Source organism: Monoglobus pectinilyticus, from assembly GCF_002874775.1.
Taxonomy (GTDB): Bacteria; Bacillota; Clostridia; order Monoglobales; family Monoglobaceae; genus Monoglobus; species Monoglobus pectinilyticus.
The window spans coordinates 751,206-765,872 of record NZ_CP020991.1; the positions used below are offsets into that span (position 1 = coordinate 751,206).

Genomic DNA, 14,667 nt, shown 5'->3' on the forward strand with positions numbered 1-14,667 from the left:
TGTATTTGATTTTCTCCTAATTAAAATTTAAAGCGTCCGGATTATAAACTTCGGACGCTTTGTATTTTTAATATCAGTCTGTCTCCGGGCTTTGCCCTTGACATAACAAACGGCTAGCGGTATAATTATTTAGTATCGCTTTGGTTATCCCAGGGCGGCAATTAAAAATAAAATGTTGTTTAAACGATAAATATATGAGGTGATAAAATGAAATATGTTGTTGTTTTGGCAGACGGAGCGGCTGACACACCTGTAAAGGAGCTTAACGGACAGACGCCGCTTGAAGCTGCAAATAAACCTACTATCGACAGCCTTGCAAGGCACAGCGAAGTCGGTATGGTTAAAACGGTCCCGAATAATCTTCCTCCCGGAAGCGATGTTGCGAATCTAGCAGTATTTGGATACGACCCTCAAAAATACTATACAGGGCGTTCTCCGCTGGAGGCTGTATCTATGAACGTTCCGCTTGAACTCACTGATACCACATTCAGAACCAATCTTGTTACATTATCGGACGCGGAAAATTACGAAGATAAAGTAATGGTTGACTACAGCTCAGATGAAATTTCTACTGAAGAAGCCCGAGAGCTTATAAAATATGTCAATGAGAAACTTGGCTGTGACGAATACGAGTTTTTCGGCGGATTCAGTTACAGGCACCTGATGGTTTGGCACAATAAAGAGAATAATTTCAGCCTTACCCCACCGCATGACATATCCGACCGGGTAATCGGTGAATATCTGCCAAAGGATGAGACCATACTTAATTTAATGAAAAAAAGTTATGATATTTTAAAAGACCACCCTATTAATAAAGAAAGAGAAGCAAGAGGATTGCACCCTGCAAACTCCATTTGGATATGGGGAAACGGAACCAAGCCAAACCTTGACACATACAAGGAAAGATTTGGAATAAAAGGCGCGGTAGTCTCGGCGGTTGACCTTATTAAGGGTATAGGTTACTGTGCCGGACTTGACGTTTTAGAGGTTGAAGGCGCAACAGGAAATGTAAACACAAACTTTGACGGCAAAGCAGAAGCCGCAATTAACGCCCTTAAAGGCGATAATGATTTCGTGTATATTCATCTTGAAGCTCCTGATGAAGCCGGACACCGTCATGAGATAGAAAACAAGGTTAAAGCTATTGAACTTATTGACCAAAAGATAGTCGCGCCTATTTTGGATTATTTGGTTAACAGCGGCGAAGATTTTTCTATCCTTGTTATGCCTGACCACCCTACGCCTCTTGCCACCAGGACGCATTCTTCAGAGCCTATTCCTTATCTTTTGTATTCCAGCAAAAATAAGATTATCGACAGCGGATGTTCAAGATATACTGAAGAAGAAGCCAAAAAGACCGGTATATTTAATGAAAACGGGTACACACTTATAAATAAACTGTTTGAAAAATAAAACTTGCATTTATTGACACTTTCTGTTATTATATCTTTGTGTGCTTACTCAGCAGCAGTTTTACTAAATAAGAGCAAAGAGCCGGATTTTTATTCTCCATCTCTCAGCCCTTAATTATTCAAGGAGTGATTATTATGCCAACAAAAGTCGTGATTGGTGCCCAATGGGGAGACGAAGGCAAGGGAAAGACAATTGATATACTGGCCGGAAAGGCTGACGTCGTTGTCAGAACTTCAGGCGGCAACAATGCGGGTCATACGTTAAAGGTTGACGATGTTACATATAAGCTTCATGTTATGCCGTCAGGAATACTTTATCCGGATACTCTTAATATTATCGGATGCGGCGTCGTTGTTGACCCTAAGGTTTTGCTTGAGGAGATTGACGGGTTTGAGTCTAAAGGAATCAGCACCAAAAACCTAATGATAGATTCCAGGGCTCATGTTATCATGCCGTATCATATTGAACTTGACGGTTTGTCAGAGATTGCCCGTGGTAAAGGCGATATTGGCACCACCAAAAAGGGTATCGGACCATGTTATATGGATAAAGCTGAAAGATGCGGTATCCGTATGAGCGACCTTATTGACAAAGAAAAATTCAGTGAAAAGGTTAGAGAAAATCTGGCTATAAAAAACAAGATGATAGAGCTCGTTTATGGGGGAACACCTCTTGACGCAGACGCTATTATAAACGAATATAACGAGTATGCTGACAGGCTCCGCGGTTATGTATGCGATACTATACCAATACTTTATGAAGCTGTTGAAAGCGACAAAGAAGTATTGTTTGAAGGCGCTCAGGGTATACTTCTTGACATCGATATCGGAACATATCCCTATGTCACTTCATCACACCCGATTTCCGGCGGCGTATGCGTCGGCAGCGGTATCGGCCCGAAAGCTATAGACGAGTGTATCGGAATACTAAAAGGCTACACAACAAGGGTAGGAAACGGACCGTTTCCGACAGAGCTTGACGATGCGGTAGGCGAAGCTATAAGACAAAAGGGATTTGAGTTTGGAACGACAACCGGACGTCCGCGCCGCACAGGATGGTTTGACGCTGTTATAGCCAGGTATGCTGTTCGCACAAGCTCGCTGACCTCAATTGTGTTTAATAAAATTGACCCTCTCGGCGGTCTTGACAAAATCAAACTTTGTGTTGCGTATGACAAAAACGGTGAAATAACCAAAGACTTCCCTCCAACTCTTGAAGAGCTTGCAGAGTGCAAGCCTGTATATGAGGAAATGGATGGCTGGAAAGAGGACATCAGCAATATTAAAGAATTTGACAAATTGCCTGAAGCCGCAAAGAAGTATATTCTTAGAGTTGAAGAATTAATAGGCTGTAAGATTACTTCTATCGGTGTAGGCCCCGGAAGAGATCAAAATATAGAAAGGTAGGTTATGTTAATGGCAGCTGCTACCAATAAAGAAAATGAAGAGAAAAAGACGGATGTAAAGCCTAAAAAGAAAACAACAAAAAAGAAGGTTCAGGAAACCGGCAACGAATATCTTGATTACAAAGGCAAGAAACTTGTCAGAGTAGGCAACGAGATATACTACGGCAATCCTGATGAACCATATATAGTTACCTTCCGTCTTGAAGACAGCGAGGACTTGATGGACTTATCAATATCCAAAAGGGTTATAATAGAGCTTAAGACCAACGAGGGAAAAGCTTCAAAGCTGATTCGCCAGGCAGAGCGCGACGGATTATATAAGGCTTTTGATATTGGAATGTTTTGGCTTGACCAGGCTTTAGAATCAAATAAATAACTATAAAAAAACTGATGAAGCGTTTAACTGCTTCATCAGTTTTTATTTTGTACATTAGTTTTCTCAGTTTCAACGAGCCGGCTATGGAAAGGTTAAAACGGACAGAAAAATTAAAATTATGTATAATAAAAATAAATAAAAATTATATACAAATGTGGTCACAAGCCTGCCGGTATTCATTATAAACATCGTATATTAAATAGTTATTAAAAAATATGATTTGCAAGCTTCTTTAGACGCGCAGTCTCGGAACAGATTTTATAAAAGGATTATGACAAATGTTATTAGTATATTCACGCTTCGCGTGAAATGGTTGCTCACCTAACGAGATGTGCTTACGCACATCCTACCGATGTTCACCAAAAATACTGTTTTGAAGATATTAATTCCTAAAAATTTCTTATAAAAAATGTGATTTAGCAAGCTTTGACATGGCTGTGACCACACTTTTTAAGAAAAGTGTGGTCACAGCTGCCGATGTTCACTATTAACACCGTATGTTAGATATTAATTATATAATAAATTATAAAAATACAGTATCTAAATTATATCAAAATCAATTATAATTCAGGTATGAAATATTCATTATTATTATCATACCATACGGGTACGCCGTCTACTATTTCGCCGTCATCAAACATTTCCAAAATTATTCCTTTTCCTGGATTCCAGTTATCAGGCTGCATAGCGGCATTGTTTTTCTTATCAAAACCGGATGAAACATATTTTTTGTCATTCAAATACTTATATCTGCAGTCTTCAATATATTCATAACTCGAATATACGCCTTCAAGATAATTCCCGTCTAAATCACGGCTGCTCATTTCCATGAAACGGGCGTTCTCCTTTTTACTGCCGCCCATGTCCGCAAAACGGTCTTCTCCCACTGCTATATGGTCGCCCATATAACATTTATAAAATACAGAAATTGCTCCCTGCTTCCACGGTCTGCCTAATTTAACTTTGCCGCTGTTTTCCAGCTGTGATAACTCATCATCACCGTTTAAGCGGCAGCAATAAAACAGAAATCCCCTGGTCTGCTGTTCCGAATGCGAACCTGCGGTTATATATCCCCCATTTGGATATGCGCGGCTTTGAATATTGCAGTGATTAAACACTGCGTTCGCATCTCCGAATATAAAATCTACAGTTCCCTCAATATATGACAAAAGAAAATAGCATCTGGCTTTATCCTTAATATATAGTGTGTCCTGCCGCCCTATAAAACGGCAGTTGTTAAAGAAACTTCTGTCCGCCGAACATCTGACTGCCACAGCCTGGGTCTGCGCGTCTTTGCTTTCGCTCACAGTCACATCAGCCTTTCTGGCTTTGGCGGATTGGTACCAAGCTTCATTGCGCTTTTTAGTATCCAAATTTTTTTTCAGCAAAACGTCTGTTTCACTGACAGGCTCATATATATCCTCCTGCTCTTCGTCAGACTTGTAAATATTATATGAGTTTTCAAACGTTATATTTTGAGCTATAAAATCATGCGCATTTTCTGTAATCGTAACGCTGGCGCTGTTTTGCGTTCCCACACCGCTTATATATCCGTCAGATTTGACATATGGCTTTCCGTTCAGCAATGACTTTTTGCTTTCATACTCCTTTACCAATTTTGCAAATTCTTCATCAGAAGAACAATCAGCCGGATATTCCATTTCAGGGCTTAAATTATCATAGCTTTTATAATTTCTTGAAGCTCCGTAATAAAAAGTCAATAAAACCTCATTCGGCAGGTCTCTGTATTCAGGATTTTTTTCAAACGTCAAAAATGGCTTGTCTATCCAAATTCTTTCACGATACGTTCCGGGACTTATGTATATATACACTCTGTTTTCTTCACTGTCAGCTTCAGGCGCTGCCCGGAGAGCTTCTGAAACCGTTTTGTACAAACCAAATTCAGGGAAGGATTTCTCTATGGCTCCGTCAACCTGAATTAGTGTATTCTCAGAACTTTCAAACATACTTAAAACATGAACAGCGTCACAGCGCCTTGGAGTATCGCCGAAAAATGACACCATTGAAGGCTTTTGAAACGCACGGTAACAAATAGTGCCGATATCCATAAAATCAACATATTTGTCAGGTTCAAAAGAACCGTTTTCGTTCCCCTTAATAATCTTGTTCTGATAAGCAATTTTGACATAGGGATAGAACCAGTCGTCCTCACTCACATCAGAAAATTCAGGTTCTGTCCCTCCCGAAATCTCTGTTTTTTCGGCTGCCAGCACGGCCATTTTAACCAACTCTGCCCGAGTAACTCTCTCTAACGGCTCAAATCTGCCAAAGCCATCGCCTTCTATAACGCCTTTGCTTTGCCAATACTCAATATCACTGACAAACGTTGTGTTATTATCATAAATATCATTAAACACGCCGTTATCTTCAATATCGCCGGAAGCGCAAACCGCTAAACTTTGAAAAATAATAAATACAACCGCTGTTAACAGAATTGTCTTTTTCATAAAACACACTCCCTGCCCTTTTATAAATTAACTAATTTAAAATATTCTAACACTTCCACCAAATTAATTTTTTCTTTATTCTGCTTAAAGCTCCGCGTCCCCTTTGAACTATGGATTCTCTTTCCATGCAGGGCAGGTTGATAAGCAGTCCGCAGATATTCTTGGCCGCTTTTTGGAGTTCTCCCAAGGTCAAATCGCCGGAGCCTATAGCCCTAATGGTATTGTCCTTTCCGCTGTTATGCTCCGGATCGTTAACTACCATATAAATATCGGTGCCTGACCTGAGCATTGCGGCTGTATTTTCCTTTGTCGCCACATGACTGCCAATCTCATTCATGCTTGCCCACCAGTCAGTCATTATTACTCCGCTATATCCAAACTCGTTTCTTATTATTGTAGTGGTTAAATCGTAATTCGAGCCGCACCACTGCCCGTTCAACGGATTATAAGACGTCATTATAGCCGTAGGCTTTGAGTATTCTAAGGCATATTCCAACCCTTTTAAATATATTTCCCTTACCGCTCTCTCAGAGACTACGGAATTAACACGCTTCCTCTTTGTCTCCTGATTGTTTGCCGCCAAATGTTTCAGCGTTCCCATAACGCCCTTATCACTCAGACCATTTATTGCCGCCCCCGCCATAACTCCGCTTATATATGGGTCTTCGGAATAATATTCAAAGTTCCTTCCGCACAGCGGGTTTCTGTGGATATTCATACCCGGCCCTAGCAACAGGTCAATATCATTTGCCAGCATCTCGCCGCCAATACATTTATAAACCTCTCTAACCAGCGGTGTGTTCCAGGTACACGCAAGCATTGTTCCTATCGGAACCAGCGACGCCGCGTCACCATTGTCGAACCTGAGTCCGGACGGTCCGTCGGTTCCGGCGGCCACCGGAATTCCAAAATCCAAAAGCCTGCTTGAAACGCCGCCAAACGCACATCCCGTCCCGGGTCTTACTCTCTTGCTTCCCATTCCCTCGCCGCGGACTAAACAAGCCAAATCCTCAATAGTGAGCTGACCTATAAACTTATCCATGCTCACTTTTCCATTCTTAACATCCGCAAGTTTATATCCCTTATCAATAGTGAGTTCAACTCTGTCAGGAAGGTTGTCCTCTATCCTTTTTCTGATATCATATTCTCTTTGCGGTACGTTTACATAGTCGTACCCGCCTCCGGGCTTTCCCTTCATACATGTAAACTTTTGGTGCGGAGCCAGTGCTGAAACACATTTTTTAACTATCTTAGTTTCATTAAGCTTAAAAGAAAAAGTGCAGAACTCCGGGTCTCTGACATTTTTACCTATCAGAACCTTATACTCGCCCTTTTCCAGACAATAGCAGAACCTATTGTCCGCCCCTGTATGTCCTGAATCATCAAATGAAGACATACGGCTCATAGGAAACGAAACCGTCTTTTTATGACTTTCTCCGGGCAGCAGTGTTTTTGTCTTATAAAACGCCGCCAGCTGTATTTTGGGCTTATTGATTTTCCCTTCGGGCGGAGTAAAATAAACCTGAACAACCTCCTTGCCCGAAACTTTGCCAACGTTTTTTACTGCCGTCTCAAACTTTACTATATCGTTTTCAATTCTGAAATCAGCGCAGGTTATCTTAAAATCCGTATACGACAATCCAAAACCAAACGGATACTTTACCCTATCCTTTGCAAAGGTTTCAAAATATCTGTAACCAACATAAATATCCTCTCTATACAGATTTTCTTCCTTGCTGCCAAAATTCTCAGACGACGGATAATCGGTATAATTATTCGCTATTGTATCAGTCAGTCTGCCGCTGGGGCACTTATCACCGCAGAGTATATCAGCAACGGCTTCACCGCCCTCCTGTCCGCCCTGCCAGATATACAGAACGCTGTCGATATCATACTCGTCAACCCATTTCATATCGATTATATTTGACGTGTTAAGCAAAACAACTGTCTTATCAAAGACATCAGTGACGTTTTTCAGCATTAAATGCTCCTGCTGGGTAAGGCGGTAACTGCCTTCGCCGTTAAAATTGTCCTGCTCTTCTCCTGCTGTTCTGCCGATAATGATTAAAGCAGTCTCAGAATGCTCTGCTGCCTTAGCGGCAATTTCACTCGTCACTGTCATCTCTTTCTGAAAATGAGGTCTCGCGGCCCACACGCCCAGGCCTGTTGAAATAGGATTATTTTTTATCCATTCTTCATACACAGCCGCCAACTCTTCGTTTACCTTTATTTTCAGTTTTTTTCTCAGACTGTTTAATATGTCAGCCACATATAAAACATTAACGCTTCCGCCCGAGCCGGTTCCGCCGGTGTTATAATCCAGCTGGCTCCTGCCGAAAACCGATATTTTCGTTCCGGATTTTAAAGGCAGCACGCCATTTTCATTTTTAAGAAGAACAATTCCCTCCGCAGCTGCTTTTTGTGACGCATGCGACGTCTTTATAAGATTTATATTATTTAATCCTTGGTCAAAATCAATTTTTTTCAGCATATTTCTCACCCTTTGTTAACTTTTGCTATTTGGATAATTATATATTATTATATAAATTGTGTCAATTAATTTAAACCTCTAATTACAAACAAATTTTACTAAAAAAAGACTGCCCGTTTTAAAGAGCAGTCTCTGCAATAATTACTTAAATTAATAATTGTTCAATTGTCAGATATTCAATCATCAGCGCTTATTCTATTACCATCCAAACTGTTTGAACCTTGCCGTTTCTGTCGCCGAATGCGAGCCACATTGTATTAACCTCATCATCAATCTGCGGCACAACATAAGGAGCTATAGTTAAAGACGTGTCATAACCGTTTGAGTCTACCCTGCCGAAACGGCTGTAAACGATTTCATTTTCTCTCTGAACAAAAACATCGTCTGTGGTATTCAAGATACGCTGAACTTTATGTTTTATAACATCATAACCGTCAATATCCTGCGGACCTGTTATCACATAAGAAGATTCGTCCAAAACTTTATATTTCAGGTCTTCATGTCCGATAGGCGTATGATCCATTATTCTCATAGTACCGAGCGAATACTCACCCGATTCAACAATATATCTTACAACCCTGGCTGTATTCTTATCTATAGGGCTATCTGTCGGAATAGGATTTTCCGTTGCTGACGGCGGTTCAGTCGCCGGGGCTTCAGTAGGTTCGGGTTTTGTTTCTCCGCCGTTTATTATTGTATCTATTATTTCACTGTCTATAGTTTTAGCGTCGCCAACCGCAAATGTTCCGGTGCCGCTTGCTTCCGCTGTATCGCAGACTGTTAAGCCGTATATTATCGACTGAGCTGTAACCGTCACATTAGACTCAGGAGCGTAAATCATACCGTGAACAACAGACGTTCCTGAAAACTTCATATCACCGGTTGAATAAATGTTTCCGTTAAAGTCTATATTGCTGACGTTCACCTTTTTAGACAATGAAATAATATTACAGGATATCTTTGCAAAGTTAGAAAGATTTAAAACGTTTCCTGTATATACGAATGTCAAGCTGTCGGGATTTCCATAAACGCTGTTTGTTGCATTTATTAAAGAGTTAGAATTAGGATAACCTCCGCCGCCGAAAATGTCGTTTGTATAGATTATAACTCTGCCTCCGCCTTGAATTTTCAAAGCTCCTTTAAAGTTAACCTTTTCCGCTCTTATAATTCTTATCTCGCCTTCAGGAACATATATGTTCATATCAAGAGTATCACTTATTGTCAGTTCATTAAAATATGAATTTTCAGAAAGTGTATAATTAGACTGATAAGTATCGTTGTTTCCCCAAGAGCTTTGGCTCCACCCTATAGTTACATTGCGCGTTCCGTCATTATATTTACTGCCTTCAAAAAATTCGCTTCCCGGGATATTGTCCGTATCAAACCTAAAAGCTTCAAAGGAAGTATTATCAGGAACATAGCGTTCGATATTGGCCAATTCCTTAACATCATTATTTTTTAAATCAATTTCTGCGCCTTCGCCAATCATTAGTTTATCTGCTAAAGCTCTGCCGTCTATATACCAGTTATCCTTACCGCCGTTTGCATAAAACGGACCGTTTTTCACATATGCAGTACCGCCGTAGATTGAGCCGCTCGCAATAAACCGAGCCTCGTTTTCAACATAAAGCGGACATTTGCTGTCTGTCCCGGGAATATCATTTGTTACGCTTGCTGCAAAGACTGAGGTGACTGAAAACATAGAGATACCGAGAACAATTGTTAAAACAATACACAATAATTTCTTCATAATTTCCATCTCCTTATAAAACAATCATATTAATATTATTACCTGTAATAAAGCTGATAAACACTTTATTGTGGACATTTAAAAAGCTGCAATATTGTGAGCGTTTTTGCTCAAACATTGCAGCTAGACAATCATACTTCAAAAACAGAAGCTTAGACTCTTAACTTTGCGTCAGAAACTTTCATTTCCTTTGCCAAATATTAGATTAATTTAATAATTATAATGGGAAATAACCCATTCTTTATTACATTTTGATTTTATCACACATAAAAACCATTGTCAATACTTTTTTTACAACTTTTTTCCAGTTTTTTCTTATTTGTTAATTTATTATAACTGCGGCGGTTTCGCCGTCCCATTGAACATCGTTTCCAAAAGCTTCGGAAACTGCTCTGAGCGGAACATAGGTTTTGTCTGCTGTCAACCTCCCTGCTTCGCTCAGGGTAATGGCCTCACCATTTCTGTAAAGAATGCTGCTTCCAATCTGAATTGAAATAGTTATTCCATCTTTTGAAGCAATCGCAGTGCTGCTGGTTTCATCCCAGTCTACATCAGCGCCCAGCATTTCAAACACCGCTCTCATAGGAACCAAGGTGGTTGAATTATTCACAACAAAAGCCATAGGGTCAAAATTAACGTTATTTCCGCCGTATATTACATTAACAATTTGATAAAACGGGATTTCATTGTTATTAGCATATTTCATTACAGAAGAATGTTCATTCCCGGCTATCGCCGCCTGTGAAGCTCCTTCAAAAACGTCTTTATCAAACTTTGTATCATTGCCGTAAAATGCCGCAAGTTCTAGATTAGTGCAGTTTTTAAAAGCATTTTTACCTACTGCTCTTGTATTTTCGGGCAGAATTATTTTAACCATAGACGAACATCTATAAAAGGCGAGCTCTCCTACTTCTTCCACCCCTAAAATATTTATATCGTAGAGCTTCTCACAGCCAAAAAACGCTTTATCCCCTATTTCCTTTATATTTCCTATAGTTATTCCTGTCAAAATTTTATTATCCATAAAAGCGGATTCTTCAATTTCTGCAATATTTTCAGGAACAGTATATTCAGCGTTTCCCTTTCCGGGCGGATATGAAACCAAACTGTTTTCTTCTGTATCAAACAGCACGCCGTCAAACGACTTATATTTATTATTTGAAGAATTAACAGTTATAGATTCTAATGAATAGCACCAAAGAAAAGCTTTGCTGTCTATATCGTTAACATTTGCCGGAATCTCAATTGTTTCCAAAGATTTACACCAGGCAAAAGCCTCAGAATCAATTGTCTTAAGATTATCAGACAAGGTTATATTCTTTAGATTAGAGCACCAGCCGAATGCGTCAACACCTATTCTGGCAACCGTACTCGGAAGCACAATTGAAGTCACGTTTTCACACCAGCTTAAAGCATAATCGCCAATCCCGGTAACACCTTCTGATATATTGATATTCTTAATCTCTTTAGAATATGACTTCCATGGTATTGAAACTAAATCTTTAAAATCATCAATATCACCGTTTCCCGAAATTGACAAAGTCTGACTGCCGGAGTCATATTCCCAGCTAACGCCTGAGCTGAAAACCCCTGATGTTTCAGCCGCAAAAATTGAAACCGGAATCACAGAGAAACATAAAATTAAACTTAAGCATACTGCCATAATCTTTTTCATGTCATTCACTGCCCTTCTTTTGTAGTTTTAAATTTTTATTAAGTATTATTATTAATTTTATACCTGACGGCAGATGTTGTCAATATAACACAATATATTACAGACTATTTAACATCAAACCATACGGACAAATATTCATTTTCTTCTTCCGCTTCTGCTAAAACACGAATTAATTTTGCGCATAGTTTTTTATTATCATTTAAAAAATCCGACATATTTTTAAAAACAATCATAACTCTTTCACTGCCGCCTATATCGGATAGAACATCGCTCAAGGCGTCAAAATTATTTCCATAATAATCAGGCGCGTTCAGCCTCTCCGCCAAACACTTGTGCATAGTTTTTTTATTCTGTATTGGTCCGCAGTCGATTACTATTTCTTTCATTTGTCTTTTCTCCTATATATTATGCTCAATATAAAACTTTGCTAAACTTCAGAGAACGTTTCATAATGGTCGTTTGTATAATACACATGCCCATCGCTGGAATACACGATTCTCTCCGCTCCTCTATGTCCGCCGCTGTAATTTATATCGCACTCAAAGTATTTTACTCCCTTTTTAACCGGCAAAGTCTCCTCATAGTTTGAATATCTGTCGCCGCCGATACTTTTACCCGGAGCAACCTCCCATAAATTTCCTTTTTTGCTGTCCCAGCCCAAACTTTTGGCTTCGGATTTTGTTATAAAGTTTCCTGGCAGCTTTCCATACTTATGTATGTATCCCGCGACCTCTTCTTTTGAACTGTAATTTCCGTCCTCACGAATATCTATGCTTTTACTCGTGCTGTCTGACAGGTTAGACTGAGTCAGAGTACAGGAACTCAGAGCAAAACATAAAGAACATATAATTAAAACTACAGATAATAAAAGAGCTGTTTTCTGAAAAATTTTTCTTTTCATTTAAAAATCCTCCGTTTGTATAATCAGCTGAATATTATGGATATAAACGCGTTTAGAAATCCCATGACAAATCCAAGCAAAGCTCCGAGCCAAATTATAGCGTTTAATTCCTTTTTCATTATGGAAAACAACAAATCTTCAAACTCTTTAATATTGTATCCGTTTATTTTATCTTCAACAATTTTCGCAATATTAAGTTTTTCCATAACCTTAGGCAAATCATTTTTTACTGTTCTGATATATACAGACTGAACCGCGGACTTTATTTTGGGTATTGAATGCCAATATCTTTCAGCAATTTCACTGGTCTTTGTGTCCATAATCCTGCCGGTCTCATTTTTTATTAAGTCGCCTACTATTGCCTCCGAATTTTCAGAAACCATTTTGTCAATGGTCTTTCCAATAGGTTCCGCCAGGCTGTTAATCATATTGTCATCCACCAATTTGGCAAATGCGGCTTTTATCCTGCCCTTTTCTATATATTGATTTCTGATATTAACTATAACTTTTTTGGATATCTCAGTTCCGAAATTAAATTTTGAAAGTTTGGCGTGTATGAGAGCGGCTATATCTTCCTCTGCCTTTTCGGTCATATTATCAACCAAATCTTTATCAAGTTTCTGATAAAGCTCCTCACGGACAGTTTTCTCACTCAGTTTCATTTTATTAAACAGTTTTTCCACCAGCCCGGTTATACCTGATATTATACCGTCCGACAAAAGCGTCTTGTTTATGGTATCGTTGTCCAAAAGCTCAGTGCTGACAACTCCTCCGATAGTTTTCGCTATCCGCTCTTTTTCTTTCGGTATCAAACCGGGCGTAAACGGAACGCGCCGCTTGCCGATATATACAGGCTTCAGCGGCCTAAACAGCATTTTTATCGCAATATTGTTAGTAACATATCCGATAATAAGCCCAATAACCGGTCCGATTAAAAATTGTATATTCATTATAATTACCACTTTTCAATAAGGCGCACTGCGCCGCCATTCAACGTTTTCATTGGCAATAAAAGCTGTCCATTAAAATATTAAGCGAACACGCCGCATTTGCGGCGGGTTACTTCTTAACTCAGTTGTAAAAATATTTTATCATATAATTCTTACAATATCAAGGAAATTTCTTATTGAAATTTGTAAAAATTTGTAGTATAATTTGTTTTAATTAAAAAGGAGGTTGAATTATGAAAAAAATTATAGGCGAGTTCAAAGAATTCATAATGCGCGGAAACGTGCTCGACTTGGCAGTCGGCGTTATAATCGGCGGAGCGTTTAAGACCATCGTTGATTCACTGACAAATGACATAATTTCACCGATACTCGGCTTATTCGGAGGTCTTGATTTTTCAAGCATGGTTTTGTCTATCGGAGGAGTTAACCTCAAATATGGTTCATTTATTACTGCTATAATAAACTTTTTAATTATGGCCGTAGTTATTTTCATATTTGTTAAAATAGTTAACAGTGTGATAAGTTTCGGAAAAAAGAAACCTGCAGACGAGCCTGTTACAACCAAAGTTTGCCCATACTGCTGCACAGAAATAGACATAAATGCGACAAAGTGTCCTCATTGTACATCTGAACTGATAGAAATTGAACCTGAAACTCTAGAGAGCGGGGAGCCTGATGTTATATAACTCATTATAGTTATATAGTAAGGTATTATGACAAGTTGCCATATGTATATTCACGCTTCGCGTGAGATGGCAGCTCACCTAACGCGGTGTGCAAAAGCACACCCTTCCGATGTTCACTCCAAAACACCGCATTTGGGATAATAGTTTTAAAATAATAAATCTTATATAATGTGGTTTTGTAAGCTTCGGTAGGGCTGTGACCACACTTTTTAAGAAAAGTGTGTGTTATACATATGATTTTATTTTGCCATAACCTACAAGGTCATTAATATGTATATTCAATGAAGATGTAATCTGCCGCGTTAGGCGCGCAGTCCTGGAAAACTTTTTTATAAAGTGATTTATTACAAAATATTACTAGTATGTTCACGCTTCGCGTGAGATGGCAGCTCACCTAACGTGGTGTGCAAGCGCACCCTTGCGATGTTCACTCCAAAACACCGCATTTGGGACAATAGTTTTAAAATAATAAATCTTATATAATGTGGTTTTGTAAGCTTCGGTAGGGCAGATGAAATCTGCCGCGTTAGGCGCGCAGTTCCGGCAATTTTT

The 14,667-nt window shown here is 39.2% G+C and carries 11 protein-coding genes and 1 riboswitch; of the genes, 4 read left to right on the top strand and 7 right to left on the bottom strand.

Features of this window, described 5'->3' with window-relative positions; genetic code table 11:
* Nucleotides 1-207 precede the first annotated feature (207 nt).
* The 3 genes from B9O19_RS03450 (at nucleotide 208) to B9O19_RS03460 (ending at nucleotide 3,194) form a co-directional block, all read left to right on the top strand.
* Complete coding sequence (locus B9O19_RS03450; protein ID WP_102365113.1) at nucleotides 208-1,413, top strand: cofactor-independent phosphoglycerate mutase; 1,206 nt, start codon at nucleotides 208-210, stop codon at nucleotides 1,411-1,413.
* Nucleotides 1,414-1,547: 134 nt separating this feature from the next.
* Entirely contained in the window at nucleotides 1,548-2,819 is a 1,272-nt protein-coding gene (locus B9O19_RS03455; RefSeq protein WP_102365114.1) for an adenylosuccinate synthase, read from the top strand.
* 9 nt (nucleotides 2,820-2,828) lie between these two features.
* Nucleotides 2,829-3,194: a hypothetical protein gene (locus B9O19_RS03460; protein ID WP_102365115.1), complete on the top strand. Its 366-nt coding sequence runs from the start codon at nucleotides 2,829-2,831 to the stop codon at nucleotides 3,192-3,194.
* A gap of 560 nt (nucleotides 3,195-3,754) precedes the next feature.
* Here B9O19_RS03460 and B9O19_RS03465 read toward each other — a convergent pair.
* From B9O19_RS03465 to B9O19_RS03495, 7 genes are all read right to left on the bottom strand, one after another.
* A complete protein-coding gene (locus tag B9O19_RS03465; RefSeq protein ID WP_102365116.1) occupies nucleotides 3,755-5,662 on the bottom strand; it encodes a pectinesterase family protein in 1,908 nt (635 codons plus the stop codon).
* A 46-nt stretch (nucleotides 5,663-5,708) separates the two neighbouring features.
* Nucleotides 5,709-8,153 (bottom strand): glycoside hydrolase family 3 protein, encoded by a 2,445-nt coding sequence (locus B9O19_RS03470; protein ID WP_102365117.1) that lies wholly within the window; start codon nucleotides 8,151-8,153, stop codon nucleotides 5,709-5,711.
* 190 nt (nucleotides 8,154-8,343) lie between these two features.
* Complete coding sequence (locus tag B9O19_RS03475) at nucleotides 8,344-9,903, bottom strand: hypothetical protein (protein ID WP_102365118.1); 1,560 nt, start codon at nucleotides 9,901-9,903, stop codon at nucleotides 8,344-8,346.
* Nucleotides 9,904-10,018: 115 nt separating this feature from the next.
* A riboswitch (cyclic di-GMP riboswitch) is annotated at nucleotides 10,019-10,108 on the bottom strand.
* 117 nt (nucleotides 10,109-10,225) lie between these two features.
* Nucleotides 10,226-11,578: a leucine-rich repeat protein gene (locus B9O19_RS03480; RefSeq protein ID WP_102365119.1), complete on the bottom strand. Its 1,353-nt coding sequence runs from the start codon at nucleotides 11,576-11,578 to the stop codon at nucleotides 10,226-10,228.
* 104 nt (nucleotides 11,579-11,682) lie between these two features.
* Nucleotides 11,683-11,964 (bottom strand): barstar family protein, encoded by a 282-nt coding sequence (locus tag B9O19_RS03485; protein WP_102365120.1) that lies wholly within the window; start codon nucleotides 11,962-11,964, stop codon nucleotides 11,683-11,685.
* A 41-nt stretch (nucleotides 11,965-12,005) separates the two neighbouring features.
* A complete protein-coding gene (locus B9O19_RS03490; protein WP_102365121.1) occupies nucleotides 12,006-12,479 on the bottom strand; it encodes a ribonuclease domain-containing protein in 474 nt (157 codons plus the stop codon).
* A 23-nt stretch (nucleotides 12,480-12,502) separates the two neighbouring features.
* Nucleotides 12,503-13,429 carry a DUF445 domain-containing protein gene (locus tag B9O19_RS03495; protein WP_102365122.1) on the bottom strand — a complete coding sequence of 309 codons (927 nt, stop codon included), beginning with the start codon at nucleotides 13,427-13,429 and terminating at the stop codon, nucleotides 12,503-12,505.
* Between the two features lie 233 nt (nucleotides 13,430-13,662).
* On the opposite strand from B9O19_RS03495, the gene mscL reads away from it, so the two are divergent.
* Complete coding sequence (mscL, locus tag B9O19_RS03500; protein WP_102365123.1) at nucleotides 13,663-14,115, top strand: large conductance mechanosensitive channel protein MscL; 453 nt, start codon at nucleotides 13,663-13,665, stop codon at nucleotides 14,113-14,115.
* Nucleotides 14,116-14,667: the final 552 nt, after the last annotated feature.

Coding starts and splice junctions, on each gene's coding strand:
- B9O19_RS03450 (WP_102365113.1), top strand. CDS start 208: ATGAAATATGTTGTTGTTTTGGCAGACGGAGCGGCTGACACACCTGTA.
- B9O19_RS03455 (WP_102365114.1), top strand. CDS start 1,548: ATGCCAACAAAAGTCGTGATTGGTGCCCAATGGGGAGACGAAGGCAAG.
- B9O19_RS03460 (WP_102365115.1), top strand. CDS start 2,829: ATGGCAGCTGCTACCAATAAAGAAAATGAAGAGAAAAAGACGGATGTA.
- B9O19_RS03465 (WP_102365116.1), bottom strand. CDS start 5,662: ATGAAAAAGACAATTCTGTTAACAGCGGTTGTATTTATTATTTTTCAA.
- B9O19_RS03470 (WP_102365117.1), bottom strand. CDS start 8,153: ATGCTGAAAAAAATTGATTTTGACCAAGGATTAAATAATATAAATCTT.
- B9O19_RS03475 (WP_102365118.1), bottom strand. CDS start 9,903: ATGAAGAAATTATTGTGTATTGTTTTAACAATTGTTCTCGGTATCTCT.
- B9O19_RS03480 (WP_102365119.1), bottom strand. CDS start 11,578: ATGAAAAAGATTATGGCAGTATGCTTAAGTTTAATTTTATGTTTCTCT.
- B9O19_RS03485 (WP_102365120.1), bottom strand. CDS start 11,964: ATGAAAGAAATAGTAATCGACTGCGGACCAATACAGAATAAAAAAACT.
- B9O19_RS03490 (WP_102365121.1), bottom strand. CDS start 12,479: ATGAAAAGAAAAATTTTTCAGAAAACAGCTCTTTTATTATCTGTAGTT.
- B9O19_RS03495 (WP_102365122.1), bottom strand. CDS start 13,429: ATGAATATACAATTTTTAATCGGACCGGTTATTGGGCTTATTATCGGA.
- mscL (WP_102365123.1), top strand. CDS start 13,663: ATGAAAAAAATTATAGGCGAGTTCAAAGAATTCATAATGCGCGGAAAC.